The organism is Halomonas sp. E14, assembly GCF_052568415.1.
Map to the genome: position 1 here is coordinate 3,441,988 of NZ_CP199423.1, position 25,676 is coordinate 3,467,663.

At 66.5% G+C, this 25,676-nt stretch carries 28 protein-coding genes; 8 read left to right on the forward strand and 20 right to left on the reverse strand.

Translation table 11 applies throughout. From position 1 onward, the window contains the following. Positions 1 to 4 precede the first annotated feature (4 nt). The 4 genes from ACT7B3_RS16155 to ACT7B3_RS16170 form a co-directional block, all read right to left on the reverse strand. Positions 5 to 1,228, reverse strand: coding sequence for a CaiB/BaiF CoA transferase family protein (locus ACT7B3_RS16155; protein WP_445158655.1), 1,224 nt, complete (start codon positions 1,226 to 1,228; stop codon positions 5 to 7). A 46-nt stretch (positions 1,229 to 1,274) separates the two neighbouring features. Then, positions 1,275 to 2,780, reverse strand: a complete 1,506-nt coding sequence (locus ACT7B3_RS16160; RefSeq protein ID WP_445158656.1) for a tripartite tricarboxylate transporter permease — start codon at positions 2,778 to 2,780, stop codon at positions 1,275 to 1,277. Positions 2,781 to 2,809: 29 nt separating this feature from the next. After that, positions 2,810 to 3,310, reverse strand: coding sequence for a tripartite tricarboxylate transporter TctB family protein (locus tag ACT7B3_RS16165; protein WP_444679207.1), 501 nt, complete (start codon positions 3,308 to 3,310; stop codon positions 2,810 to 2,812). 73 nt (positions 3,311 to 3,383) lie between these two features. Beyond that, positions 3,384 to 4,370 (reverse strand): Bug family tripartite tricarboxylate transporter substrate binding protein, encoded by a 987-nt coding sequence (locus ACT7B3_RS16170; RefSeq protein WP_445158657.1) that lies wholly within the window; start codon positions 4,368 to 4,370, stop codon positions 3,384 to 3,386. 242 nt (positions 4,371 to 4,612) lie between these two features. On the opposite strand from ACT7B3_RS16170, the gene ACT7B3_RS16175 reads away from it, so the two are divergent. Continuing rightward, positions 4,613 to 5,392: an IclR family transcriptional regulator domain-containing protein gene (locus ACT7B3_RS16175; protein ID WP_445158658.1), complete on the forward strand. Its 780-nt coding sequence runs from the start codon at positions 4,613 to 4,615 to the stop codon at positions 5,390 to 5,392. Between the two features lie 193 nt (positions 5,393 to 5,585). Here ACT7B3_RS16175 and ACT7B3_RS16180 read toward each other — a convergent pair whose 3' ends face one another. From ACT7B3_RS16180 to napE, 7 genes are all read right to left on the reverse strand, one after another. Next, positions 5,586 to 6,083, reverse strand: coding sequence for a hypothetical protein (locus tag ACT7B3_RS16180; protein ID WP_445158659.1), 498 nt, complete (start codon positions 6,081 to 6,083; stop codon positions 5,586 to 5,588). 32 nt (positions 6,084 to 6,115) lie between these two features. Next, positions 6,116 to 6,715, reverse strand: coding sequence for a cytochrome c3 family protein (locus ACT7B3_RS16185; protein WP_444679204.1), 600 nt, complete (start codon positions 6,713 to 6,715; stop codon positions 6,116 to 6,118). 9 nt (positions 6,716 to 6,724) lie between these two features. Continuing rightward, positions 6,725 to 7,192, reverse strand: a complete 468-nt coding sequence (locus tag ACT7B3_RS16190; protein WP_444679203.1) for a nitrate reductase cytochrome c-type subunit — start codon at positions 7,190 to 7,192, stop codon at positions 6,725 to 6,727. Positions 7,193 to 7,205: 13 nt separating this feature from the next. Then, the gene (gene napA, locus ACT7B3_RS16195) at positions 7,206 to 9,701 is read right to left on the reverse strand and encodes a nitrate reductase catalytic subunit NapA (RefSeq protein ID WP_445158660.1); all 2,496 of its coding nucleotides are present in this window, start codon (positions 9,699 to 9,701) and stop codon (positions 7,206 to 7,208) included. Further along, positions 9,698 to 9,979: a chaperone NapD gene (locus tag ACT7B3_RS16200; protein WP_444679201.1), complete on the reverse strand. Its 282-nt coding sequence runs from the start codon at positions 9,977 to 9,979 to the stop codon at positions 9,698 to 9,700. The genes napA and ACT7B3_RS16200 overlap by 4 nt, the downstream gene beginning before the upstream one ends. Positions 9,980 to 9,991: 12 nt before the next feature. Then, the gene (gene napF, locus ACT7B3_RS16205) at positions 9,992 to 10,498 is read right to left on the reverse strand and encodes a ferredoxin-type protein NapF (protein ID WP_444679200.1); all 507 of its coding nucleotides are present in this window, start codon (positions 10,496 to 10,498) and stop codon (positions 9,992 to 9,994) included. 87 nt (positions 10,499 to 10,585) lie between these two features. After that, a complete protein-coding gene (gene napE / locus ACT7B3_RS16210; RefSeq protein ID WP_444679199.1) occupies positions 10,586 to 10,777 on the reverse strand; it encodes a periplasmic nitrate reductase, NapE protein in 192 nt (63 codons plus the stop codon). 125 nt (positions 10,778 to 10,902) lie between these two features. Here napE and ACT7B3_RS16215 point away from each other — a divergent pair, with 125 nt between their 5' ends. Continuing rightward, a complete protein-coding gene (locus ACT7B3_RS16215; protein WP_444679198.1) occupies positions 10,903 to 11,433 on the forward strand; it encodes a DUF4142 domain-containing protein in 531 nt (176 codons plus the stop codon). Between the two features lie 106 nt (positions 11,434 to 11,539). Here ACT7B3_RS16215 and aroQ read toward each other — a convergent pair whose 3' ends face one another. The 5 genes from aroQ to trmB all read right to left on the reverse strand — a co-directional run bounded on the left by aroQ (position 11,540) and on the right by trmB (position 17,746). After that, positions 11,540 to 11,980, reverse strand: coding sequence for a type II 3-dehydroquinate dehydratase (gene aroQ / locus ACT7B3_RS16220; protein WP_444679197.1), 441 nt, complete (start codon positions 11,978 to 11,980; stop codon positions 11,540 to 11,542). 28 nt (positions 11,981 to 12,008) lie between these two features. After that, complete coding sequence (gene glnE / locus ACT7B3_RS16225) at positions 12,009 to 14,990, reverse strand: bifunctional [glutamate--ammonia ligase]-adenylyl-L-tyrosine phosphorylase/[glutamate--ammonia-ligase] adenylyltransferase (protein ID WP_445158661.1); 2,982 nt, start codon at positions 14,988 to 14,990, stop codon at positions 12,009 to 12,011. Between the two features lie 81 nt (positions 14,991 to 15,071). Further along, positions 15,072 to 15,443 carry a diacylglycerol kinase gene (locus ACT7B3_RS16230; protein ID WP_445158662.1) on the reverse strand — a complete coding sequence of 124 codons (372 nt, stop codon included), beginning with the start codon at positions 15,441 to 15,443 and terminating at the stop codon, positions 15,072 to 15,074. Between the two features lie 37 nt (positions 15,444 to 15,480). After that, positions 15,481 to 16,923, reverse strand: coding sequence for a D-alanyl-D-alanine carboxypeptidase/D-alanyl-D-alanine endopeptidase (dacB, locus tag ACT7B3_RS16235; protein WP_445158663.1), 1,443 nt, complete (start codon positions 16,921 to 16,923; stop codon positions 15,481 to 15,483). 112 nt (positions 16,924 to 17,035) lie between these two features. Next, positions 17,036 to 17,746, reverse strand: a complete 711-nt coding sequence (gene trmB, locus ACT7B3_RS16240) for a tRNA (guanine(46)-N(7))-methyltransferase TrmB (protein WP_444679196.1) — start codon at positions 17,744 to 17,746, stop codon at positions 17,036 to 17,038. Between the two features lie 319 nt (positions 17,747 to 18,065). On the opposite strand from trmB, the gene ACT7B3_RS16245 reads away from it, so the two are divergent. The 3 genes from ACT7B3_RS16245 to ACT7B3_RS16255 all read left to right on the forward strand — a co-directional run bounded on the left by ACT7B3_RS16245 (position 18,066) and on the right by ACT7B3_RS16255 (position 20,833). Next, on the forward strand, positions 18,066 to 19,943 hold the full coding sequence (locus ACT7B3_RS16245; protein ID WP_445158891.1) for a beta-ketoacyl synthase: 1,878 nt from the start codon (positions 18,066 to 18,068) through the stop codon (positions 19,941 to 19,943). An 81-nt stretch (positions 19,944 to 20,024) separates the two neighbouring features. Next, positions 20,025 to 20,504 (forward strand): pantetheine-phosphate adenylyltransferase, encoded by a 480-nt coding sequence (gene coaD, locus ACT7B3_RS16250; protein ID WP_444679195.1) that lies wholly within the window; start codon positions 20,025 to 20,027, stop codon positions 20,502 to 20,504. 80 nt (positions 20,505 to 20,584) lie between these two features. Then, on the forward strand, positions 20,585 to 20,833 hold the full coding sequence (locus tag ACT7B3_RS16255) for a YfhL family 4Fe-4S dicluster ferredoxin (protein WP_444679194.1): 249 nt from the start codon (positions 20,585 to 20,587) through the stop codon (positions 20,831 to 20,833). Positions 20,834 to 20,904: 71 nt separating this feature from the next. On the opposite strand, the gene ACT7B3_RS16260 is transcribed toward ACT7B3_RS16255, so the two are convergent. Then, entirely contained in the window at positions 20,905 to 21,225 is a 321-nt protein-coding gene (locus tag ACT7B3_RS16260; RefSeq protein ID WP_444679193.1) for a hypothetical protein, read from the reverse strand. A 176-nt stretch (positions 21,226 to 21,401) separates the two neighbouring features. Between ACT7B3_RS16260 and ACT7B3_RS16265 the strand changes: the two genes are divergently transcribed. The 3 genes from ACT7B3_RS16265 to ACT7B3_RS16275 all read left to right on the forward strand — a co-directional run bounded on the left by ACT7B3_RS16265 (position 21,402) and on the right by ACT7B3_RS16275 (position 24,734). Next, a complete protein-coding gene (locus tag ACT7B3_RS16265; protein ID WP_444679192.1) occupies positions 21,402 to 22,730 on the forward strand; it encodes an MATE family efflux transporter in 1,329 nt (442 codons plus the stop codon). 128 nt (positions 22,731 to 22,858) lie between these two features. Further along, positions 22,859 to 24,169 carry a short-chain fatty acid transporter gene (locus ACT7B3_RS16270; RefSeq protein ID WP_444679191.1) on the forward strand — a complete coding sequence of 437 codons (1,311 nt, stop codon included), beginning with the start codon at positions 22,859 to 22,861 and terminating at the stop codon, positions 24,167 to 24,169. 61 nt (positions 24,170 to 24,230) lie between these two features. Next, positions 24,231 to 24,734 carry an acyl-CoA thioesterase gene (locus ACT7B3_RS16275; RefSeq protein WP_444679190.1) on the forward strand — a complete coding sequence of 168 codons (504 nt, stop codon included), beginning with the start codon at positions 24,231 to 24,233 and terminating at the stop codon, positions 24,732 to 24,734. A gap of 24 nt (positions 24,735 to 24,758) precedes the next feature. Here ACT7B3_RS16275 and ACT7B3_RS16280 read toward each other — a convergent pair whose 3' ends face one another. From ACT7B3_RS16280 to ACT7B3_RS16290, 3 genes are all read right to left on the reverse strand, one after another. Then, complete coding sequence (locus ACT7B3_RS16280; RefSeq protein WP_444679189.1) at positions 24,759 to 25,091, reverse strand: I78 family peptidase inhibitor; 333 nt, start codon at positions 25,089 to 25,091, stop codon at positions 24,759 to 24,761. 97 nt (positions 25,092 to 25,188) lie between these two features. Beyond that, the gene (locus tag ACT7B3_RS16285) at positions 25,189 to 25,320 is read right to left on the reverse strand and encodes an entericidin A/B family lipoprotein (protein ID WP_444679188.1); all 132 of its coding nucleotides are present in this window, start codon (positions 25,318 to 25,320) and stop codon (positions 25,189 to 25,191) included. Between the two features lie 96 nt (positions 25,321 to 25,416). Beyond that, on the reverse strand, positions 25,417 to 25,548 hold the full coding sequence (locus ACT7B3_RS16290) for an entericidin A/B family lipoprotein (protein WP_444679187.1): 132 nt from the start codon (positions 25,546 to 25,548) through the stop codon (positions 25,417 to 25,419). Positions 25,549 to 25,676: the final 128 nt, after the last annotated feature.

The following is a 25,676-nucleotide window of genomic DNA, read 5'->3' on the forward strand; positions in this document are numbered from 1 at the left end:
CGCGCTAGATCACTCCGCGCTGGCGCAACTCGGCGATCTCCGCCGGCGCCTTGCCGAGCAGCCGCGCCAGCACGGCCTCGGTATCCTCGCCCAGTGCCGGCGGTGCCTTGCGATACTCCAGCTGCGTACGCGAGTACTTGATTGGGTTGGCCACGCCGGGCACCGGCCCGTGGCGCGACTCCAGCTCGATCTTCATTTCCCGCGCCTTGACCTGTGGGTCGTCGAAGACCTGGGCGATGTTCTGGATTGGCCCGCAGGGCACGGCGATCTCGCCCAGCAGTGAGATCCATTCGGCGGCGGTACGGCTGCGGGTGATCTCGACCATGATCGGCACCAGCTCGAGGCGATGCCGGACCCGCTCGGGATTGGTCGCAAAGCGCGGGTCCTCGGCCAGCTCCGGCCGCCCCACCGCCTGGCAGAAGCGCTGGAACTGGCCGTCGTTGCCGATGGCGATGATCACCTTCTCACCGTCGGCGGTGGGAAACGGCTGATAGGGCACCAGGTTGGGGTGATACTCGCCGGTGCGGCTGGGTGGCGTACCGCTGCAGAAGTAGTTCTGTGCCTGGTTGGCCAGCCAGCTCACCTGCACGTCGAGCAGGGCCATGTCGATGTACTGCCCTTCGCCGGTCAGGTGACGATGATGCAGCGCGCCGAGAATGGCGATGGTCGCGTTCATGCCGGTGGTAAGGTCCGCTACGGCCATGCCGACTCGCTGCGGTCCCGCGCCGGGTTCGCCGTCGGCGGCGCCGGTGATGCTCATCAGGCCGCCCTGGGCCTGGATCAGGTAGTCGTAGCCGGCCAGGGCGGCCATCGGCCCGGTCTGGCCGAAGCCGGTGATGGAGCAGTAGATCAGTCCGGGATTGATCGCTTCCAGGGTGGCGTAGTCGAGCCCCTTGCGCGCCAGCCCGCCGCGCTTGAAGTTCTCCACCAGGATGTCGCTCTGGGCGGCCAGCTCACGGATCAGCGCCTGCCCTTCGGGCTGGCCCATGTCCACGGTCACCGAGTGCTTGCCGCGGTTGGCCGAGAGATAGTAGGCGGATTCGCGGGTCTCGTTGCCGTCGCGATCCTTGAGCCAGGGCGGTCCCCAGTGGCGCGTATCGTCGCCGCTTACCGGGCGCTCGATCTTGATCACCTCGGCGCCCATGTCGGCGAGTATCTGGGTGCACCAAGGCCCGGCCATCACCCGGCTCAGGTCGAGCACGCGCAGGCCTGTCAGCGGTCCTGCCATATTACCTCTCCCGATCCTTGCGTTGCGCCCGTGGGTTCAATATTGCTCACGGGCTCTCCTGCGTCGCGCCGGCGCTGACGGACTGGCGGCGCGCCGCGACATAGCGATAGATCGCCAGCAGGATCGAGCCCAGCGTCAGGGCGATGAAGAACCAGGTGATCGGACCGCGCACGAAGATCGCGAGATCGTTGTGCCCGATCAGCAGCGAGCGGCGCAGGTTGTCCTCGAACATCGGCCCGAGAATGAAGCCGATCAAGAACGGTGCCGCCGGAATCGCCGCCCGGTTGAAGATGTAGCCGAGCACGCCGAAGCCCAGCATCAGCCACACGTCGAAGGTGTCGTTGTTCACCGCGTAGGCGCCGTAGACGCAGAACATCAGCACGATGGGGAAGAGGATCGACTTGGGAATGTCGGCGATCAGCGAGAAGTACTTGATCGCCCCGTTGCCCACAACCAGCAGCACCAGCGAACTGAACATGATGCCGACGAACAGCGCGTAGATCAGCGTCAGGTTCTCCTGGAACATGATCGGGCCCGGGGTCAGGCCGTGGACCATGAAGGCGCCGAGAATGATGGCGGTGATCACGTCGCCGGGAATGCCCAGCGACAGCAGCGGAATCAGGGTCGCCCCGGCCACCCCGTTGTTGCCCGCCTCCGAGGCGGCCACGCCTTCCACCTCGCCCTTGCCGAAGTTGTCGCGGTTGGGCGAGCGGCGGCGGGCGTCGCTGTAGGAGATGAAGGCCGCGGCGGTGGCCCCGGTACCGGGAATCGCGCCGATGATCACGCCGATCAGGCTGCCGCGAATGATGCTCTTCAGGCAGCGCTTGAGCTCGGCCAGGGTCATGCCCACCCCGCTGGCCTTGGCCTTGAGGTGCGGCAGCGCCTTCTTGCGATAGAACTCGATGATCTCGGGAATGGCGAACAGCCCGATCAGCAGCGGAATGAACGAGATCGAATCCATCAGGTTGTAGTTGCCGAAGGTCAACCGCTGGGAGCCGTAGACCTCGTCCAGTCCCACCAGTGAGAGCAGGATGCCCATCAAGGCGGCGAGCAGGCCCTTGATCATCGAGCCGCTGGCCAGCGAGATGATGATGGTCAGCGAGAAGCAGATCAGCCAGAAGAACTCCGGCGCACCGAAGTTGAGCGCGATCTTGGCCAGATAGGCGGCGAAGAAGATCAGCGCGATGTTGGAGATGAAGTCGGCAATCACCGAGGAGTAGAGCGCCGTCTTGAGCGCCTTCTTGGCGTGGCCCTGCTGGGCCATGGGGTAGCCGTCGAGCAGCGTACAGGCGGATGCCGGCGAGCCCGGGGTGCGGATCAGGATGGCCGTGATGGAGCCGCCGTACATGCCGCCCTTGTAGATGCCCACCAGCAACAGAATGGCCGCCACCGGCTCCATGGTGAAGGTGAACGGCAGCGCCAGCGCGACTGCCATGGTGGCGGTTAGCCCCGGAATCGAGCCGACCACGACGCCGATGACGACCCCCAGCGCAATGGCCAGGAAGTTGTCCAGGCTGAAAAAGAGATGCAGGACTTCCGAGAACATATCCATAAATCACCCAAGGGTGGTGGCGCCTGCCGTCAAAACGGCATCAGCGGCAGCGGCACGTTCATGACCTTCACGAAGACAAAGGCGACGGCAGCAGGGAACACGAACGCCAGGCTGTAGACCCACCAGGTCCTGACCGGGTGAGCCGCAAACAGGATCAAGGTGGCCAGGATGCCGCTGATCACCGCCCCCAGCGCCTCGAACAGCGTCACGTAGACGACCAGCGCCGCTGCCATCATGGCGAAACGCAGCCGGGGCCCCTTCTCGATGCGGCGCCCATCCTCCTTGTCGGTGTTGTCCACCAGCAGCCCCTGCACGATCAGCAGCAAGGAAAAACCGAGCAGCATCCAGCCGACGATACGAGGCAGCCACCGAGGCGACATCATCGGGCTTTGTAAGAAAGGCGGTTCGCTGATGTAATTCGGCACAAGGTAGAAGAGAAGAAAGGCGGAAGCAGACAGCAGAACGCATCCCGAGAGCACATCGACGGGATCACGAATCGCCCTGATACGCGAGGGAAACGAGGTCGACATAAGCCCCTCCAGAGTGGACGGTCGAGGCGGGGTGGGAACCCCGCCTCGACGAAGCGTCACAACAGTTCAACTCTTACTGGCTGATGCCTGCTTGCTCAGCCACCTCTTGCCAGCGTTCCACTTCTTGGGCGATGAACTGCTTGAACTCTTCGTCGGCCACTTGGCCGGGCTCGGCCCCCAGTTGGTTGGCAAAATTGAGGAATTCTTCGCGCTGCATGACGCCACCAAGCGCCTCATGCATGGCGTCCTGGGCGGCCTGGGAGAAGGATTCATGGGCAATCAAGCCAAACCAGGCGGTGGTCACGAACTGATCGAGGTTGTATTCGCCAATTTCGGCTAGGGTCGGGACGTCAGGAAGGTGCTCGGAGCGCTCGGCAGATGTCACGGCCAAAGCTCGCAGATCACCGGAACGAATATGGGAGAGCACGGTCGGCATGTTCTCGAAGGAGACGTCGACATCGCCCCCGAGCAGGGCCGGAAGCGCCGCACCGCTGCCGGCAAACGGCACGGCGGTCAGGTTGGTCTCGGTCAGCGTCTTGAACAGCTCGCCCGACATATGAATGGAGCTGCCCACGCCGCTGTGGCTGAAGGTCATGTTCTGCTCGCGTGCCGCCTCGATAAACGCCTCGACGCTGTCATAGGGGCTGCTGGCCGGCACCACCATCACGTTGGGAATATCGATCAGATTCTGCAGGAAGACGAAATCCTCGACCGGATCGTAGGTCAGGTCGGGATAGATCGCCGCTCCGATGGTGTGCCCGGGCGAGGCCATAAGAATGGTATGGCTCGCATCGCGACCGCCACGTGCCAGACGACCGGTGGCCACCGTGGAACCTGCACCGGGGCGGTTCTCTACGATGACATTGGCACCGAGCTCGTCTTGCAGCAGGTCCGCAACGCGGCGTGAGAGGACATCGGTCGTGCCGCCAGGAGCGTAAGGCACAACCAGGCGTACGTCATCGGTGGGCCACTCGTTCGCACTGGCTGTCGAGAGGGAAACTCCCAGAACCAAGCTGCTGCTGCAAGCTGCCAGGCACGCTGCTTTTACCATGTTCTTCATTGACGCCACCTTATGTGCTGGTTATTTGTTCGCTATTCGTACACATATTCGCAATACATAACGAGGTTACTGCTTTCTCTCGCGCCGCCATAACCCCGACTTTAGTCGACAACGATTGAGTATTTCATGGTGCTATCTGACTATTTGCCACTCGCCGTGTAGTTCGCATATCGAACATCAATGCGTTATCGTCTCGCCGCGCACGCCATGCCATCCGCCAGACGAGAAGAGGATCTCTCCCTATGCAAGACGACGTATTGAGCCCGGACGATCGAGACTTCGTGGCCGCCCTGGCCAGCGGGCTGGAGGTGATTCAGGCCTTTGACGAGGCGCACCCGCGCATGACGCTGAGCGAGGTAGCCACACGCACCGGCATGAACCGCGCCAAGGCACGTCGCTTCCTGCTGACCCTGCATGCCCTGGGCTACATGCGAAAGCAGGGGCGCGACTTCGAGCTGGCCCCCAAGGTGCTCCAGCTCGGCTACGCCTACCTTTCAGCCAACAATTACCGCAGCGTCATCCAGCAGATGCTTGAGGAGATCACCGCGGAGATCGGCGAGTCCGCCTCGCTGGGCGTACTGGAGGGCGACGAGGTGATCTACGTGGCGCGCTCGGCGGCGAGCCACCGCCTGCTGGCAATCACCCTGTCGGTGGGCAGCCGCCTGCCGGCCGCCCACACTTCGCTGGGCCGCGTGCTGCTGGCGCAGCTGCCGGAGCCGGAGCTGGAACGATTCCTTGAACGTACGCGGCTCGAACGCTTCACCGAGCACACCGTGGTGGACAAGGCGGAGCTCAGGCGGCGCATCGTCGAAGTGCGCCAGCAGGGCTACGCCATCGTCGACCAGGAGCTGGATCCGGGGCTGCGTTCGCTGGCGGTGCCCGCCTTCGACGCCAACGGCAAGCTGCTGGGCGGGATCAACATCAGCACCAACGCGGCGCGGGTCGACTACCCGACCCTGCTGCAGCGCTACCTGCCGCTGCTGCAGGAGAAGGCACGCCAGGTGCGCCTGACGGTGAGCTGAGCGCAATGCGCCGCTAGACGCCGACTTTCTGACAGAGCAGCTCTCGCCAGAAACGAGCTTGCGGAAAGATCGGCAGCAAGGCCGGTCAGCAAGGCCTGGCGGCGAGCACCCTGCAGGTGAAGGTCCGGCTAAGGTGATGGCGGCAGGGAAGGGGACGCACCACGCCGAGAAGGCCTCGGGTGGCGCGGGTCGTTCACGAGGAGCGGTTCCGGTCCTCGGTCTGCTCCCTCTGCCCCGGCCGGATCGGCCGGCGGGGCTCCTCCAGGCCAGGGTCATCCGGCTCCAGATCGCGGTAGGGCGACGCGTCGTCGCCGTTGGAATGCGGCGGGCGTTGCTGGCCATTTTCTCCCTGGCCGCCTCCACCCTGCTCGTTACCGCCCCGGTCGTTCACATCCCGGTCGTTACCGCCATGGCCGCTTCCCGCCCGGCCTTGCTGCGGGTCGAAGCCCGGCCCGGTGCCGTCACCGGAAATCCGCTCGTCGCGCTGCGCGGCACCATGCATGTCCTGCTGCGGATCAAGCCGCTCGACCCCAAGCCCATCGGTGCGCGCTTCGATGGTGCCGATCTGCGCTTCATCGGCCACCGAGCCCGGCTGGCCCGGCTCGGGGAACGGGTCCTGGCCGAAGGCGAACGGCGCGGCCCCTAGCGCCAGCACGGCGGCCAGCGCCATCTTTCCCTTGCGATTGCACATCTCCCTACCCTCCTGCGGCATCCTGCCGCTGATTACCAGCCGTGTACGCCGGCCATGTCCGGCAGCTCATGGGCGATGCCCTTGTGGCAGGTGATACAGGTCGCGTCGCCCTCCACCAGTCCGCGCTGGTGCGCCGCCGCCGCCCGCGGGCTCTGCCGGGTGAAGTCCATGGCCTGCTCATCGTGGCAGTTGCGACACTCCAGCGAGTCGTTAGCCTCGAGCCGCCGCCACTCGCGCGAGGCCATCTCGAGCCGGTGGTCGAGGAACTTCTCGCGGGTATCGATGACGCCGAAGATGTGTCCCCACACTTCCTTGGAGGCCTGCATCTTGCGCGCCATCTTGTCGGTCCAGTTGTGCGGCACGTGGCAATCCGAACAGATCGCACGCACGCCCGAGCGGTTGGTGTAGTGGATGGTAGGCATGATCTCCTGGTAGACGTTCGACTCCATCTCATGGCAGCTGATGCAGAACTGCTCGGTATTGGTGGCCTCCATGGCGGTGTTGAAGCCGCCCCAGAACAGCACGCCGCCGATGAAGCCGCCCACGGTGAGAAAGCCCAGGCTGTAGTAGCCGCTCGGCGAGCGGAAGACTCGCCAGAAACCCCTGAGAAAGCCGCCGATCCGCTTGAACATGGTCTCTCCTCACTCGCTTCTGGCGCGTTGGCCACGGATCAGTTCGTCCATGTCCACGAAGGTGTTGCCGACCCGTGAGGGCGCATCCGTCTGCGGCACATGGCACTGCATGCAGAAGTAGCGGCGCGGCGACAGCTCGCCGAGGAAGTTGCCTTCCCGGTCCATGTAGTGCGTGACGCTAACCATAATGGCCTGAGTCTCGCCAACGCGGCTGCGCGCATGGCAGGCCATGCAGCGATTGGCATTCAGGTCTACCTGGTAGTTGTCGATGCGGTGCGGAATGGTCGGTGGCTGCATGGGGTACTCGCGCGCCGGCCGCCGGCTGCGGTCCTGCACCTGGTACAGCGGCTCCGGCGTCGGCTCCTGCAGCAGCGGTACATTGGCGCGCAGGGCGTCAAGCTCACCTTCCGCCGCTACGCTGTTGAGGGCGAGCAGGAAGAAAGCGCTCGCACACACCACTATCGTCAGCAGTCTCATGATCACCTCCCCCTTAGACGGCCTCGATTCGGCAGGCGCACTTCTTGAAGTCCGTCTGCTTGGAGATGGGATCGGTGGCATCCAGCGTGACCTTGTTGATCAGCTGGCTGGCATCGAACCAGGGCACGTACACCACGCCGCGGGGCATGCGGTTGCGCCCGCGCGTCTCGACCCTGGTATGCATGTCGCCGCGCGGGCTGACGATGCGCACCTCGCTGCCGCGCCTGACGCCGAGCGCCTGCGCATCCTCAGGATGCATGTAGACCACCGCCTGCGGGTAGGCCCGGTGCAGCTCGGGCACCCGCCGGGTCATCGAGCCGGAGTGCCAGTGTTCCAGCACGCGCCCCGTCACCAGCCACAGAGGAAACTCTTCGCTCGGCGCCTCGGCGGGCGGCTCGTAGGGCACGGCATAGATGATCGCGCGGCCGTCGGGCTGGGCATAGAAGTGGAACTGGCGCCCCTCCTCCACGTACGGGTCGTGGTCACCGTTGTAGCGCCAGCGGGTCTCCTGGCCATCGACCACCGGCCACAGCTTGCCGCGGCTCTGGTGGTAGCTGTCGAAATAATCCAGGTCCTTGCCCTTGCCGCGGCCGAAGCGGGCGTACTCCTCGAACAGGCCCTTCTGCACGTAGAAGCCGAAGTGGTGGGACTCGTCGTTGTCGAACTCGGGATTCAGCTCATCGAGTCCGAAGGCGTCCACCTGGCCGTTGCGGAACAGCACTTCATAGAGGGTCTTGCCGCGGAAATCCGGATTGGCGTTGAGGAACTCCTGCGGCCACACCTCCTCGATGTCGAAGCGTTTGGAAAATTCCATCAGCTGCCACAGGTCGGAGCGCGCCTCACCGGGCGCGGTGACCATCTGCTGCCAGAACTGCGTGCGCCGCTCGGCGTTGCCGTAGGCACCCTCCTTTTCCACCCACATGGCGGCGGGCAGGATCAGGTCGGCCACCTCGGCGGTCACGGTGGGGTAGGCGTCGGAGACGATGATGAAGTTGTCCGGGTTGCGATAGCCCGGATAGGTCTCTTCGACCAGATTGGCTGCCGCCTGGACGTTGTTGTTGCACTGCACCCAGTAGACGTTGATCTCGCCATCCTTGAGCATGCGATTCTGCAGTACCGCATGCGCCCCGGGCTGCGCCTGGATGGTGCCCTCCGGCACCCGCCAGATCTCCTCGGCGTAGCGCCGGTGGTAGTCGTTGGTGACCACCATGTCGGCGGGCAGGCGGTGCGAGAAGGTGCCCACCTCGCGCGCCGTGCCACAGGCCGAGGGCTGGCCGGTGAGCGAGAAGGGGCTGTTGCCCGGGGTGGAGATCTTCCCGGTCAGCAGGTGGATGTTGTAGATCATGTTGTTCGCCCACACCCCGCGGGTGTGCTGGTTGAAGCCCATGGTCCAGAACGACATCACCTTGGTATCGGGGTCGGCATAGAGTTCGGCCAGGGCATCGAGCTGGCGCTTGGGCACACCGGAAAGCGCGGTCACCATCTCGGCATCGTACTGCTGCAGAAACTCCCGATAGCGCTCGAAGTCGATGTCGCGCGCACCCGCACTGTCGCGGGCATTGGCCGCCGCCAGCTCCAGGCGATGCTCGGGGCGCAGGCCGTAGCCGATGTCGACATTGCCCTCCATGAAGCGCACGTGCTCGTTGACGAAATCCCAGTTCACCCGGTCGTTCTCGATGATGTAGCGCTGGATGTAGTTGAGGATGGCGAGGTCGGCCTGGGGGGTGAAGATGATCGGCTGGTCGGCCAGCTCGAAGGAGCGATGCTCGAAGGTGGAGAGCACCGACACCCGAACGTGGGGGAAAGAGAGCCGCCGGTCGGTGATGCGGGTCCACAGGATCGGGTGCATCTCGGCCATGTTGGCGCCCCACAGCACGAAGGCATCTGCCGCCTCGATGTCTTCGTAGCAGCCCATCGGTTCGTCGGAGCCGAAGGTACGCATGAAGCCGAACACCGCGGAGGCCATGCAGTGGCGTGCGTTGGGATCAATGTTGTTGGAGCGAAAGCCCGCCTTCATCAGCTTGTTGGCGGCGTAGCCTTCCCAGATCGTCCACTGTCCCGAACCAAACATGCCGATGGCGTTGGGGCCCTTCTCGCGCAGCGCGGCCTTGTACTTCTCGGCCATGACATCGAAGGCCTCGTCCCAGCTCACCGGGGTGAACTCGCCCTCCTTGTGGTACTCGCCGTTGCGCTTACGCAGCAGCGGCTGAGTCAGGCGATCCTCGCCGTACATGATCTTCGACAGGAAGTAGCCCTTGATGCAGTTGACGCCACGGTTGACCGGCGACTGCATGTCACCGTGGGTCGCCACCACCTGGTTGTCGCGCACCGCCACGTTGACACCGCAGCCCACGCCGCAGAAGCGGCACGGCGCCTTCGACCACTTGAGCTGGGTCTGCTGCGCATCGGTGACGATGTTCTGGGCCTGGGTCGCACCCGACATGCCTGCCGCCGTTACTGCCGTGGCCACGGCCGAAGTCTTGATGAAATCGCGTCTTGTGAGCGTCATCCCGCTATCTCCCCTATCTCCCGATCCAGTTCTTCGGCCGATTCGACATGGTGGTAAACCAGGTTGACCGACAGCACGCCCGGCCTCTCCTGCAGCCAGTCGATGAACTCGACAATCCTTCGTTGCGATGGCATTTCAAGCAACACCACCAGCTTCCCCAGCGGGTCGACGACAGGCACATCGACATTCTCGAGCACCTTGCACTGGGTGACGATGGCCTCGACAACCTCCGGCTTTACCTGGGCGATTAGGCTTGAAATATGCTGTTGTTCTTGCATGAGGGTTCCCTTTTATCCCGCCACAGCCAGACCATATGGCTCGATTTTCACCGCCTGAACCGGACAGTGGGCCACACAGGCACCACAGCCGGTACAGGCGTCGCTCTCCACGATGGGCTCCGGCATGCGCCGTTGATTGAAGACGAAGTGAATGGCCCCAGTCTCGCAGGCCTCACCACAATTCTTGCAATAGACGCCCTGGCGCCCTAGGCAGGCATCGCCGATCGTGGCCACAACCTGCCAGGGTGAGGCATCGGGTGAAAGGTCGAAGGCAGGAGCGTGGCAGGCGTCGACGCAGGCACGACAGAAGGTGCATTCGCCGCGGCTGAAGTCGACCTCGGGGAAACCGCCGTCGCCGGCGCGCAGCACCTGCATCTCGCAGGCCTTTAGGCAGTCGCCGCACTGCACGCAGTGTCGGACGAAGGAGGCTTCGTCGCGTGCCCAGGGCGGCCGCAGCGCCGGCTCAGGCCTTGGGTGACCGCGCAGGAAGGCGCGGCGCGACGGATCGATGGCTGACATGGCAAGGATCTCGATTCGTCAGGGGTGGCCATCCTGGCCTATTATCATGATCTTGATTATTCGTGCTTCTTCACCAGCCAATCGTACTCAACCAGGCGGTCCGGGCGGGCCGGTCACCAGCTGCAGCATCCACACCGCAAAGCCGTAGCCGGAAACCAGGATGACCGCAAGAATCGGAAAAAGAATGCCCGCCAGGAAGAGGAATACGGCCAATTCCCGCCGTTTTTCCTGCCGCTGTTCCAGCGTTTCCGGCTTGGGAGGTCTGCCGATCTTTTGCATTGTTCGTTCCATAAAACTACACCGAAGCGTGGCGTCATGTACTACCGTAGGAAGCATCAGCGGGTTACGCAACCTGAATGAGGTACGTCACCCACCGGAATCGTTTTTGTCCCAGGAGAGCGGGAATGAAACGTAATTTTTCAGCAATGGCACGAACGGCAGCATTTTGTGCCTGCGCCCTTCTGCTGGCCCTCCCCCTGCAAGCGCTGGCGGAGGTCGATCGCCGCGAGGTGGCCGCTGCCCTGTATGCGCTGCATCAGCACCAGGCGGAGCTTGCCGAACTGGCCGAGGAGCGGGCGGAGCGAGACGAGATCGGGGCGCTGGCCAACACCCTGCGACGCAACCATGGCATCCTTGCCGAATGGCTTGAAGAAGCCGAGGAAGACCCGAGGTCGGGCGAAGCGGGGCCGGCCGAGGCCTTCGACCAGGAGGCCCATGAGGCGCTGCGACAGCAGGAGGACGAGGCTTTCGACGACGCTTACCTGACCTACCAGGCCCGGCTACACCAGGCCGCGATCGCCTACCTGGAGCGCAATCTGCCGGCGGAAGCCGCGCGCATGAATGAGTTCAACAATCACCTGATGGTGACCCACGAAACGCTGCACACCCACCTTGCCCTGATCGAGCGCCTCAGCGCGCCCGAGCGCCAGGACTAAAGCAAGCGCCTGCGCCTGGCCGGCGCAGCGAACCGCACCGGCCAGGCGCCCGGCAGAAGCCCGGGGGAGCCACGATCAAGGAGACCCCGCGAGGAAGCACCGGCGCTCAGGCCTCGGTGGCGCGGATCACGGCCTCCAGCGCCGCCAGGTAACCCTGGCTGCCGAGCCCCGCGATCACGCCGTCGGCGCGCAGCGAGACATAGGAGTGGTGGCGAAACGCCTCGCGCTTGTGCACGTTGGAAAGGTGCACCTCGATCACCTTGCCCTCGAAGGCGTTGAGCGCATCGAGGATGGCCACCGAGGTGTGGGTGTAGGCGGCGGGGTTGATGATGATCGCCGCCGTGCCGTCGAGCCGCGCCTCCTGTATCCAGTCGATCAGCTGCCCTTCGTGGTTGCTCTGCAGCGCCTTGATGTCCCAGCCGTTGATGGCCGCCTTCTCGTACAACGCGTGGTTGACGTCGTCGAGGGTCTGGTGGCCGTAGATCTCCGGCTGGCGGGTGCCCAGCAGGTTGAGGTTGGGGCCGTGCAGGATCAGGACCTTGTTCATGGCATCTCTCTGGGTGGCGTGGAAAGGCTCAGGCGCTGGGCTCCAGCAGCTGCTGCCAGGCATCGCGCACCGCCTGGCGGTGAGCAGCGAAGTCGGCATCGCGCCCGCGGGTGGTGTCGCGGGTCAGCGAGGCACGGTGGGCCGCGCTGCGCAGGGCCAGGTAGGCCTCGCGCAGGCGCCGGCACGCCTCGGCCGGCAGGCGCTGCGTCGCCTCCAGGGTTTCGAGGATGCGCATGTTGTCGCTCCAGTGCAGCAGCTCCGGCGTCTCGTGGCCCAGCGAGAGCACCGCGAATTGGCACAGGAACTCGATGTCGACCATGCCGCCGGGATCGTGCTTGATATCGAACTCGCCCGCTTGCGCCTTGCCGCCCAGATGCTCGCGCATCTTGTGGCGCATCTTCACCACTTCCTCGCGCAGCGCCTCGGGGTCGCGCCGGCGGCCCAGGATCTCCCGGCGAATGGCATCGAAGCCTTCGGCCAGGCCGGCGTGGCCCGCCACGGCGCGAGCCCGGACCAGCGCCTGGTGCTCCCAGGTCCAGGCCTCGCGGCGCTGATAGTCGCCGAAGGCGGCCAGCGAGCTGACCAGCAGCCCGGCGTTGCCGGAAGGACGCAGGCGCATGTCGACCTCGTAAAGCGTGCCGGCCGGGGTCACCGCGGTGAGCAGGTGGATGATGCGCTGGCCCAGGCGGGTGAAGAACAGCGCCGTTTCGATGGGCCTTGCCCCGTCGGTGCTGCCCTGGGTGTCGGCGTCGTGGATGAACACCAGGTCCAGGTCCGAACCGTAGCCCAGCTCGATCCCGCCGAGCTTGCCGTAGCCGACGATGAGGAACTCCGGCTCGGCCCCGGCGCGCGAGCCGTCGTGGCGCAGCGGGTAGCCGTGCTTGCGCACCAGGTGGCGCCAGGCCATGGCCAGCACGGCATCGAGCAGTACTTCCGCGATATAGGTGAGGTAGTCGCTGACCTTCATCAGGTGGCGGGTGCCGGCGATGTCCGAGGCGGCCACGCGCAGCACATGGGCGTGCTTGAACACCCGCAGCGCCTCCAGCTGCGCCTCCTCGTCATCCTCGGGCAGGCGCGCCAGGGCCTGGCGCAGCTCGTCGGCCAGGCGCACCTTGTCGGCCGGCGTGTAGAGCGTTGCCGGGGTCAGCAGCTCGTCGAGCAGCAGCGGGTAGCGCGCCAGCTGCTCGGCGATCCAGGGGCTGGCGCCGCACAGCCCCATCAGGTGGCTCAGCGCCTCGGGATTCTCGCGCAGCAGCGCCAGGTAGGCGGTGCGCCGCAGCACGGCCTCGATCAGCGGCAGCACCCGCTCGAGCGCCGTGTCGGGCGCATCGCTCTGGGCCACGGCGTCGAGCAGCAGCGGCATCAGAGCGCTCAGGCGGTCGTGGCCGATCTGCTGCATGCTCTGCACCTGGCGCGACTGGCGCAGCCCCGAGAGGCGGCGCAGCGCCGTCTCGGCCTCGCTGAAGCCCGCCTCGGCCAGCATGGCCTGGGCCTCGTCGGCGTCGAGCTCGCCGCTCCACAGGGTGCGCCAGTCGTCCAGCGTTCGCCCGCCAGGCGCGGCGCCCTCGTCGCTCTCCGCGGCCCCGTCCTCGGGGTCGGCGATCACCGCATCGAAATGGCGCCTGACGCGCTCGCGCGCCTCGTCCAGGCGTGCCATCAGCGCCGGCCAGCCGTCCTGGTCGAGCGCCAGCGCCACCCGCTCGCGGTCCAGCGCATCGTCGGGCAGGCTCTGGGTCTGGCGATCCTCGCGCGCCTGCAGCACATGCTCGAGGTCGCGCAGGAAGACATAGTCGGGCTCCAGCTCCTCGACCACCGCCTGGGGCAGCAGCCCCAGCTCGGGCAGCCGCGACAGCGCGGTGCGCAGCGACGTGACCTGCAGTTCGGTATCGCGCCCGCCGCGGATCAGCTGGAACGCCTGCACCACGAACTCCACCTCGCGAATGCCGCCGGAGCCGAGCTTGATGTTGGCCTGCATGCCACGACGCTTCACTTCCCGGTTGATCAGGGCCTTGAGCTCGCGCAGCGACTCGATGGCGCCGAAATCGAGATAGCGGCGATAGACGAAGGGGCGCAGCTGGGCCAGCAGCTCCCGCCCGGCCTGGCAATCGCCGGCCACCGGCCGCGCCTTGAGCAGGGCGTAGCGCTCCCACTCGCGACCCTGGTCCTGGTAGTAGGCGGCCAGCGAGCTGAAGCTGCCGACCAGCGGGCCGCCATCGCCCAGCGGACGCAGGCGCATGTCGACGCGGAACACGAAGCCGTCGGCGGTCATGGCATCCAGCGCGGCGATCAGCTTCTGGCCCAGCTTGGTGAAATACTCCTGGTGCGCGAGCGCGGTGCGCCCGCCCACGGTCTCGCCCTTTTCGGGAAAGGCGAAGATCAGGTCGATATCGGACGAGAGATTGAGCTCGCCGGCGCCGAGCTTGCCCATCCCCAGCACCACCAGGCGCTGCTCGCTGCCGTCACCGCACGGCGCCGGCCGCCCCCAGCGCGGCGCATGATGGCGCTCGAGCCAGCCCAGCGCGCCCTCCAGGCACACCTCGGCGAGCCGCGACACGGCGGCGGCGGTGGCCCACATGTCGATGCCGGCAGGGCGGGTCAGGTCGCGCCACACGATGCCCAGCATGCGCGCGCGGCGAAAGCGCCGCAGCGCGGCATGCAGCGCGGCCTCGCCCTCGGCGGCCTCCAGCCGCTCCTCCAGCCAGGCGGCGAGGGTGTCGGGCTCGGGCGCGGCGTCGAGCTCGCCGCCGGCATCCAGGTGCAAAAACCAGTCGGGGTAGCGAACCAGGGTGTCGAGGGCGAAGTCGGAGACCACCACCACCCTGGCCAGCTGGCGGCGACGCGCCTCACCAAGCCCCTCCCAGTCGAGCGAGGGAGGCTCTCGGCCGGTCATCTCGGCCAGGTTGTCGGCCTGGGCCAGGCTGGCACTGAGCCGCTGCCACGCCTTGTCGCGCACCGCAACGAGCGCGGCGGGCAGATCCTCGGCAGGCAGGAAGTCATCGGGCAGGGGCATCGCCGCACACCTCTTTACATGGCTCGAAAGGCTCCAGCATAGCGAAGCCCGCGGTGCGACGGCACCCCTCGGCGTCGGCCCTCAGCCGAACAGCTTCTGCCACAGCAGCAGGCCCCAGGTCAGCCCGGCCGCCACCAGTGCCAGCATCACCGCCGCCGAACCGATGTCCTTGGCTCGCCCCGAAAGCTCGTGGTGCTCGGTGCCGATCCGGTCCACCACGCTTTCGATGGCGCTGTTGACCAGCTCCACGATCAGCACCAGCAGGCAGCTGCCGAGCAGCAGGATCCACTCCACCGGCCCGGCGCCGATCCACCAGGCCAGGGGCAGCAGCGGCACGCACAGCGCCAGCTCCTGGCGGAACGCCGTTTCGTGGCGAAAGGCATAGCGCAGCCCCTTAAGGGAGTAGCCGGTAGCGGCCACCAGATGGCGCCACCCGGTAAGTCCTTCCTTCATCCTGATGCCTTGCGGTAGTGGCGTGACGAGACGCGCCTCAGTGAGCCTCGATCATGCGCTCGAGGTCCAGTGCCAGGGGGTCGAGCACCTGGGCCCAGTTGAGCCAGGGCGTGCTGGAGGTGCCGTTGACCAGCACGGTGAATACGCCCCAGCGCCCCGACCGTGTTCGAAAGTAGCCGCTTGCGGCGCGCACGGCAATCGGCTGGTTGAGCGTACCGGTCTTGAGCATCACGTGCTCCTGGAACACCGGCGAGCCGCGCCGGATGAAGCGCGACACCCCGTTGCCCGGCGACTGGAAGCTGGCGACGAAGCTGGGAAACAGCGCGGTGCGGTGGAACATGCTTTCGAGTAGCACGTTGGCCCCCTGGGCCGAGGTGCGGTTCTCGGTGGTCAACCCGCTGCCGCTGAGCATGATCAAGGGGCCGTGGTCGGGCACGCCGGCCACGTAGTCCTGCAGCGCCTCGCCGCCTTCCAGCAGGCTGGCCCGCGGCCTGTCGACCAGGTTGAGCGCCAGCACGTCGGCCATGAAATTGTTCGAGTAGTTCATGACGTGCAGCAGCAGCTCCTGCAGCGGCCTGCCCTGCACCTGCGCCAGCACGCGGGCGGAAGCCGGCGGCGGCTCGATGCTGGTGACATAGCCCTGCCCCACGCCGATGCCACTCTGCTCGAGCATGGCCATCAGGGTGCGCGCCGTCTGTCGCGCGGGGTCGCCGCTGGCCCGGTAGACGTCGCGGGGCGAGGCGCCGAGCGCGATGTGGCCGCGCAGCAGCATCACGTCGCCCTCCTCGCGCGTCACCCGCTCGGCGCTGAATTCGGTGCCGCCGTCGGCCGCGCGCGTCTCGATCCCGTTGTCCACGCCCAGCACCAGCGCCTGGCTGTCACAGCTGGTGACCCGGGCGGGCTCGCCGGCCGCGGCCCCAGGGGCGACGTTGACGCACCAGTTGCCATGGTTGACGCCGGCGGACGAGAGCAGGGCGCTGTAGGAATTGCCCACCCGGGTCTGGGCCTGGCAGCGGTCGGTGGTGATGCACGCCACCGGGCCGAAGCGCCACTGGCTCACCACCAGCTGCCCCTCCACCCGGCGCACCCCGGCCTGGTGCAGGCGCTGGGCCAGGCGCCACAAATCCTCGGTGACCAGCCCCGGGTCGCCGCCGCCGTCCAGCACCAGATCGCCCTGCAGCACGCCCTGCGCATCCACCTGCGCCTCGCTCACCAGGTGCGTGGTGAAGCGGTGCTGGGGGCCCCAGCGGTCGAGCGCGGCCGCCGCCAGGTAGGCCTTGGTCACCGAGGCCGGCGAGAGCTGGCGCGCCGGTTCGATGGCGCCCAGCAGCTCGCCTGGGGCGGCTCCGTCGCCCAGCAGCCGGGCTTCGGCCCCGATCTGGTACCCGCGCTCGGCCAGGCGCCCGAGTTCGGCGAACCCCGAGCCCCAGGCCGGAAAAGTGAGCGCAAGTCCGCACAGCAGGACAACGCAACGCAGCATGAAGGCACCTCGCTAGGTGTTACGGCCAGCGCCTCTCAGTGGGCGCCAGGCCATGAAAAGAGTTGAATCACCCCACTCTGGCCACCTCGCCCCAATGGGCCGACGCAGGCCATCAAATCTCCTTGAAGCGGGCCAGCGCCTCCGGCGCGGGCGGCAGCGCGATCCTCAGCCGCCACAGTTCCTGACCGCTGAGCGCGTACTTGCGTTCGAAGGGCGTCAGGAAGGCGTCGCCCGGCGAATGGCGCTCGACGCTGGGCAGCGTGCCGACCACCTGGGCCACCGCCAGGGCGAACTCCTCCACGTAGAGCCGCCAGTTGGAGCGCAGCTCGAGCCGCCCTCCCAGCGCCAGGATCACCGGGAACACCGGGTGGCCGTGCCAGCGCTGCTTGAGGTGGGCCGACTTGGGATAGGGGTTCGGGTAGAGCAGGTAGTGGCGGGCCGGCTGCCAGCCAGCGCTCAGCGCCAGCCGCCAGAAGTCGACCAGGTCGGCCCTGACCAGCAGCGCGTTGCCGGGCAGCGCGCCATGGTTGCGCGACAGCCGGCTTTCGCTGCGATCCACCCCGATGACCAGGTGGTCGGCAAAGCGTTCGGCCAGCGCACGCGTAGAGAGCCCCACCCCGCAGCCAGCATCGAGGATCAGCGGCGGGGCAGCGGGCCCGGTCATGTGTCGCTCGCGCCAGGCCTGCGCCCGGGCGAAGGCGTGCCGGGTATGCTCGGCGACAGGCTTGCGAAGGGGCGCCGCCAGGGCACGCTCGACGCGCCGCGCCAGGTCCTGGTGCGGGCCGTCCTGATTGCTCGTGATGGAGCGCGAAGTGGCGTGCATGGGCGTCACGGCGTGGCGGAAAACGCCGCCATTCTACCAGCCATGCCTGGCCTTGCGAGTGTGAAAAAAAATGGCGCACTCCCGAAGAAGCGCGCCCACATACCCACTCGTATGACTCAAACAGCCCGCCTAGCATAGCCCTGGCAGCACGATATTTCAAACGTTCGTTTCATGAAAAACAGCGTTTTTTCTCGGCAAGGCGGCCATGACGGGGTCCAGAGACGGGTGCTATGATCGCGGCACATATCCCTATAACACCGACTCGCACAAACAGCACAACGAGGAAAGCGGCTTGTCACACTTACCGGTGATCGTCGGCATGGGCGGCATCAATGCCGCCGGCCGCACATCAGGCCATCAGGCGTTTCGACGCACCGTGATCAACTCCCTGCCCCAAGTGGAACAGCAGGCCCTGTTGCTCAGCCTGGCCGCGCTGATGGGCCTTGGCCACCACCGGGACGGAAGCTGGTACAACACCGCTCAGGAGCCGGTTGCCGCCGAGCAGCTCGTTGCCGAGTGTCGCGGGCGAATTCTCGACCACACCCTGATCCGCCGCATCGAAGACCCCCGCTTCAACGATGCCGGCCTGCCGGCCAACCGCCGCGCCCAGCTCGACCTGCCCCACAGCCTGGTGTTTCACATTCGCCGCCGCCAGCTGCCCGACCAGGTGCCGCCCACCTGGCAGATCCGTGAGATCGACCGCCACACGCTGGAGGTTTCGGTGCCTCCCGGCGAGCTGGAAGTGATGCTGCCGGAGGTACGCCAGGCCCAGGTGAGGGCGGCCGGCCAGCTTCCCAGCGGCTTCGACCCGAGCTCCCACTACCGCAGCGTGCACCACCCCCGCGGGCTGTCGATGGCCATCTTCGCCGCCAGCGACTGCTTGGGCAGCAGCGGGCTTGCGTGGGAGGCACTGCGTGACCGCCTCGACCCCGACGAAGTAGCGGTGTACGCCGGCAACTCCATCGGCCAGCTCGACGACGAGGGCTGGGGTGGCCTGCTCAAGAGCTTCGTCTCGGGCAACCGCGCCACCTCCAAGCAGATGCCGCTGGGCTACGGGCAGATGCCCGCCGATTTCCTCAACGCCTATGTGCTCGGCAGCGTCGGCGGCACCGGCGCCGCCCTCGGCGCCTGCGCCAGCTTTCTTTACAACCTGCGCCTGGGCATCGAGGACATCCGCAGCGGCCAGCGGCGCGCCGTGATGGTCGGCACCTCCGACGCCCCCGTGACGCCGGAGATCATCGAGGGCTTTCGCGCCATGGGCGCGCTGGCCGACGACGACAGCCTCAAGGCGCTGGACGCCCTGGAGCTGCTCACCGACGCCGACTACCAGCGCGCCTGCCGCCCCTTCGCCCGCAACTGCGGCTTCACCATCGCCGAGGCCAGCCAGTTCATCCTGCTGCTCGACGACGCCCTGGCGCTGGAAGTGGGAGCCGAAATCCTCGGCAGCGTGCCGGGGGTCTTCGTCAACGCCGACGGCTGGAAGCGCTCCATCTCCGCGCCCGGCATCGGCAACTACATCACCCTGGGCAAGGCGGCGGCGCTGGTGCACGACATGCTGGGCGAGCAGGCTCTGAAGGAGCGCACCTTCCTGCATGCCCACGGCACCAGCACGCCGAAGAACCGCGTCACCGAGTCCCATGTTTTCGACCTGGTGGCCCGTGCCCACGGCATCGACCAGTGGCCGGTGGTAGCGGTGAAGGCCTTCGTCGGCCACTCCCAGGGCAGCGCGGCGGGGGATCAGCTGGTCAGCGCGCTGGGCAGCTTCGCCCACGGCCTGCTGCCGGGCATTCCTACCCTCGATGCCGTGGCCGACGACGTCCACGCCGAGCGGCTGCGCTTCTCTCGTGAGTCGCAGCCGTTCGCGGCCGACGCCGCCTTCATCAACGCCAAGGGCTTCGGCGGCAACAACGCCACCGGCGTGGTGCTATCGCCGGCGGTAACCGAGCGGCTGCTGGCCCAGCGCCATGGCGAGGCCGCCGTGGCTGCCTGGCGCGAGCGCCGCGAAGCCACGCGCCAGGCCAGCCAGGCCTACCTGGACGCCGCCGACCGCGGCCACTACCAGGCGCGCTACCGCTTTGGCGAAGGGGTGCTGGAAGGTCCCGAGCTCGAGGTCAGCGACACCGCCATTCACATCCCCGGCTACGCCAGGCCAGTCTCGCTCAAGGTGGACAACCCCTTCGGCCGCCTGGACGACTGACGACACGGGCAGGTCGGCATTGTCGCCCTGCCCTGTCGGCGTTACCCTGAGCCCCTCGACGCATCAGCAGAGCCCAGCGCCATGAAAATTGCGGTCTATCCCGGCACCTTCGATCCCATCACCCACGGCCATTTCGACCTGATCGAGCGCGCCTCGCAGCTGTTCGACAAAGTGGTGGTAGCGATCTCCGCCAGCCCCGGCAAGGGCCCGGCGCTGGACCTCGATACCCGCATCGCCCTGGCCCGGGAGGTCTCGGCGGGCCTCGACAACGTCGAGGTGATCGGTTTCTCGGGCCTGCTCACCGACATGATGACCGAGCAGAACGCCCATATCATCCTGCGCGGCCTGCGCGCCGTGTCCGACTTCGAGTACGAGCTGCAGCTGGCCAACATGTACCGCGCCCAGGCCCCCGAGCTCGAAAGCGTGTTCCTCACCCCGGCGGTGGAGAACTCCTACATCTCTTCCACCATCGTGCGCGAGATCGCCAAGCTCGGCGGCGACGTGTCGCGCCTGGTGCATCCCAGGGTCGCCGAAACGCTGCGCAGCCATTACAATACCTGACCGAATTACTCGGCGATTAGCCGAGCCGCATTGCCCCTGGGCCCCGCCACCGTGCGGCCGCCCAATCGCGAGGTAGCCCTATGGCCTTGATGATCACCGACGAGTGCATCAACTGCGACGTCTGCGAACCGGAATGCCCCAACGGCGCCATCTCCGCCGGGGAAGAGATCTACGTGATCGACCCCAACCTGTGCACGGAGTGCGTCGGCCACTACGACGAACCCCAGTGCCAGCAGGTGTGTCCGGTGGACTGCATCCCGCTCGACCCGGCGCGCCAGGAAACCCAAGACGAATTGATGGCCAAGTATCGGCTGATTACCGCGGCCTGACACCGTAGCGCCATGCCACGTCTCCAGCCCCGCGCCTGCGGGGCTGGGCGTTTCGGGCGTATCCGCTCGACTCAGCGAGCGCGGGGCGGGTTGGTTGCGGTACAGCCCAGGCAGCGGCGGAACGTTGCCTCGGCGGGCGTCTTGACCAGTGTATCGGCAACCGCATCGACATTGCCGCCCATCGCGGAAAATGGCAGCGTAACCGCAAACAGGGCCGTGCCGCCAACGGTGGCCACCAGCAGCAGCGGTCGGGCGATCAGGGCATCGGCGATCATCGCCGCACCGCTCGGCCTGGCCTCCAGGCGCGACTCCTGCGCCAGCGCCTGCCCTCCTCCCAGCAGCAGTGTCGCCGCCACGCCCACTGCCACCGCCACTCTTCCCATGCGCTTCATGCCTGTCTCCCACTTTTTTTCTGGCTATCTTGATGAATAGGGTTATTGGCTCGATCGTGCACCGACGGGGCTAACATCCCACGGCGGCGAGCCGGTATCCAGTCGCGGCTTATCACGGTTGCATTGCATCGGCACGCCCGCCATGCTGCTCGGCTCGTTCACCACCGGGGCAAGACGTGGCGACCCAGCCCACCGAGACACCTGCGACCGCCCGGCGACGCCTCGGGGCGCTGGCCTGGCCGATCATCCTTTCCAACATCACCGTACCGCTGCTCGGGCTGGTGGATACCGCCGTGGTCGGCCACCTGCCGGATTCGCGCTACCTGGCGGCGGTCACCCTGGGCGCGACGCTGTTCAGCTTTCTCTACTGGGGCTTCGGCTTCCTGCGCATGGGCACCACCGGGCTGACGTCCCAGGCCGTGGGTCGCGAGAACGACAGCGAGGTGCGCCACCTGCTGGGGCAGTCGCTGCTGCTGGCCGCGGCCATCGGCACGCTGCTGATCCTGTTCTCGCAGCCGCTGATTTCGCTGGGCCTGTGGCTGCTCGGCGGCAGCGAGGCCGCCTCGGCCCTGGCCGCGGAGTATGCCCAGATCCGCATCCTCTCGGCGCCGGCGGTGCTGGCCAACTACGCCATCCTCGGCTGGTTCCTGGGCCAGCAGAATTCGCGGGTAACGCTGGCCATCCTGGTGCTGACCAACAGCGTCAACATCGTGCTGGACCTGCTGTTCGTGGTGGGGCTGGGCATGACCAGCGACGGCGTGGCCTGGGCCACGGTGATCGCCGACTACACCGCCCTGGCGTTCGGCGGCTGGCTGGTGAGCCGCCGGCTCCGGCGCCTGGAAGGACGCTTCCTGCGCGAGAAACTGCTCAGGCTCACCGCCTATGCCGAGCTGTTCCGGGTCAACGCCAACCTGTTCGTGCGCACCTTGGGGCTGCTCTTCGCCATGGCCTTCTTCACATCGCGCGGGGCTGCCCAGGGCGACACGGTGCTGGCGGCCAACGCGGTGCTGTTGCAGTTCATCATGCTGACCTCCTATGCCCTGGACGGCTTTGCCCACGCCGCCGAGGCGATCGCCGGGCGCGCCGTGGGTCGCCGGCGCTGGGACGAGTTCGCCCTGGCGGTGCGCACCGCCGCCGAGTTCTCGCTGCTGACCGCAGGCGCCGCGGCCCTGGCCTTCGCCCTGGGCGGCGGCTACCTGATCGCGCTACTGACGGGGTTGGCAGAGGTGCGCACGGCCGCGGCCGAGTTCCTGCCATGGATGGTACTGATGCCGCTGATCGCGGTGTGGAGCTACCTGTTCGACGGGGTCTTCATTGGTGCCACGGCGATCCGCGAGATGCGCAACAGCATCTTCGCGGGCCTCGCGGTCTTCCTGCCGCTCTGGTGGCTGACCCAGGGTCTCGGCAACCACGGCCTATGGCTGTCGTTCCTGGCCTTCGCCCTGGTGCGCTCCAGCGTGCTGAGCGCCTACTACCTCGCCTATCGTCGCAGCCGCTGGCGTTAGGCTTTGACAATCCCCGGCGGGGTCGGCACCGTTGATCGAAAGCAGCGCAAGGCCCCAGGCCTGCGCTACTTTTTCCTGTAGCTTCGCCAAACGCCTCAACAACCTCACTAGAAGAAGCGAATACCGCCATGCTCAAGTTCCTTTCCCGGCCGGCCGTACGGCTTGTCGAGCGCTACCTGCCTGACCCCTTCATCTTCGTGTTGCTGCTGACCGTGATTGCCGCGGTGGCGGCCATTGCCGTGGAGCGCCAGACACCGCTGGCGGTGATGCGCTTCTGGGGCGACGGCTTCTGGAACCTGCTGACCTTCTCCATGCAGATGCTGCTGGTGCTGGTGACCGGCTTCATGCTGGCCAGCTCGCCGCCGGTCAAGCGCCTGCTGCAGCGCATCGCCGCGCTGGCGAACAACGCCGGCCAGGCGATCCTGCTGGTCACCCTGGTCTCGCTGCTGGCCAGCTGGATCAACTGGGGCTTCGGCCTGGTGGTGGGGGCGCTGTTCGCCAAGGAGCTGGCGCGCCTGGTGCGGGTCGACTATCGCCTGCTGGTGGCCAGCGCCTACTCGGGCTTCGTGGTATGGCATGGCGGCCTGGCCGGCTCAATCCCGCTGACCATCGCCACCGACGGCCACTTCAGCGCCGAACAGATCGGCGTGATCGGCACCGGCTCCACCATCTTCGCCTTCTTCAACCTCGCCATCGTGGTGTGCCTGTTCGTGGCCATCCCGCTGGTCAACCGCATGATGCTGCCCGATGAGAAGGACAGCGTTTACGTCGATCCCAAGCTGCTGGACGACGCTCCCGCCACGCGGGTGCGCATTGGCCGGCCAGCCGAGCGCCTGGAAAATAGCGTGACGCTGGCCTGGCTGGTGGGCATCCCGGGGGTGATTTTCCTGCTCGACCACTTCATGCTGCGCGGCGGCGGGCTGAATCTGAACATCGTCAACTTCATGTTCCTGTTCCTGGCCATCGTGCTGCACCGCACCCCGCGCAGCCTGCTGGAGAGCCTGAACGAGGCGATCAAGGGCGGCGCCGGGATCGTGATCCAGTTCCCCTTCTATGCCGGGATCATGGCCATCATGGTGCAGTCTGGCCTGGCAGAATCCATGTCCCAGGCGCTGATCTCGTTCGCCACCGAAACCTCGCTGCCCTTCTGGTCGTTCATCAGCGCCGGCATCGTCAATCTGTTCGTGCCCTCCGGCGGCGGCCAGTGGGCGGTACAGGCGCCGGTTATGCTGCCGGCGGCCGAGGCGCTCGGCGTCGATGTCGCTCGCGTGGCCATGGCCGTGGCCTGGGGCGACGCCTGGACCAACCTGCTGCAGCCGTTCTGGGCGCTACCGGTGCTGGCCATCGCCGGGCTGAAAGCCAAGGACATCATGGGCTTCTGCCTGATCCAGCTGTTCCTGACCGGCATCATCATCTCGGTGGGTCTGACCTGGTTCTGAGCCGCCGCCTCCCGCGCCGCGCTTCGGCGCGGGAGGCAACCCCTTCAATGAGGAGAACGCCATGGAAGATACGCCGCTGCCCGGACAGCACGAGCTGATCATGACCGTGCTGATGACCCCCGACATGGCCAACTTCAGCGGCAAGGTGCATGGCGGCGCCATCCTGAAGAAGCTTGACGAAGTGGCCTATGCCTGTGCCAGCCGCTATTCGGGCCACTACGTGGTGACCCTCTCCGTCGACCAGGTGCTGTTCAAGCAGCCGATCCACGTCGGCGAGCTGGTCACCTTCCTGGCCAGTGTGAACCACGTGGGCCGCTCGTCGATGGAGATCGGCATCAAGGTGGTGGCGGAGAACATCCGCGACAAGGTGATCCGCCACACCAACAGCTGCTACCTGACGATGGTCGCCGTGGACGCCAACGGCCAGCCCGCGCCGGTGCCGCCGCTTGAACTGACGACCCCGCTGCAGAAGCTGCGCTTCGAGAAGGCGGCGCTGCGCAAGACCCTGCGCAAGCAGGCCGAGGAAGCCGAGCGCCGCACCCAGGCCGAGCACCGCTCCGCCTGAGGCACGCTCTCCGCTCGGCGAGCGTCAGCCGCAGCCGATGTCGCTGATCACTTCGTTGTCGTCGACGCGCACATTGATACGGTCGTCGCGGTACTCCAGGGTATAGGCGTGCCCCGGGCGCATCACGCGCAGCGTGGCGGCCCCACTCTCCTCGAGAATCGCCTGGCCCAGGCCTTCGTCATACGCGCGGCCGACCCGATCCTGCACGCGGCCCGCACCGCAGCTATCTTCGCGCGCCTCGACCCGCGGCGGCAGCGGCGCCGGCTCATGCGGAACGGAGGAGGAGGTGGCAGACGTACAGCCGACCAGCAAAACCAGGCTGGCACTGGCCAGGGAGAACCGGAAAGGCAGGAGCATTGGAGTGTCTCGAGGAGGGAAAGGGAGGGAAGTGTAACAGGCAGCAAAGGGCGCGCCGAAGCGGCGCGCCCTTAAATAGCCAGGCCAAGGCGACGTATCAGCGGGCGGCATCCTGTACGGCTTGACCGCCGCGCTCGACGTCCTGGCCGGCACCTTCCATCGTGTTGCAGCCTGCCAGGGCACCGGCGGTCATCAGCAGGGCGAAGCTGAGGGCGATCGCTTTTTTCATGGTTCATTCTCCTTGAAAGAGTCGGGTATCCATTCCTTGGCAAAAGCAAGGGCCTACTCAAGCGTAACAGCGAATTCCCGAGTTTGCACAACCAGGTCAGCTCGCCTGCCGCTGAATGGCCTCGCCCCCACGTTCGATGTCCTCCCCCATGCCGCGCATGGTATTGCAGCCGCTCAGCAGCGAGAGGCCGACCAGTACAACCAGCAAGAGCAGCAGCATCCGTTTCATGGTTCACTCCTCGGTGATGGAACGCTTCCCACCCCTTCAATCTAGCACCCAGTAACGCGACGCGAGGCAGCGGGGCCGTCCGCCCGCTGTGCCATGATGAACCAACACGACCCATGAGAAGGAAAGCA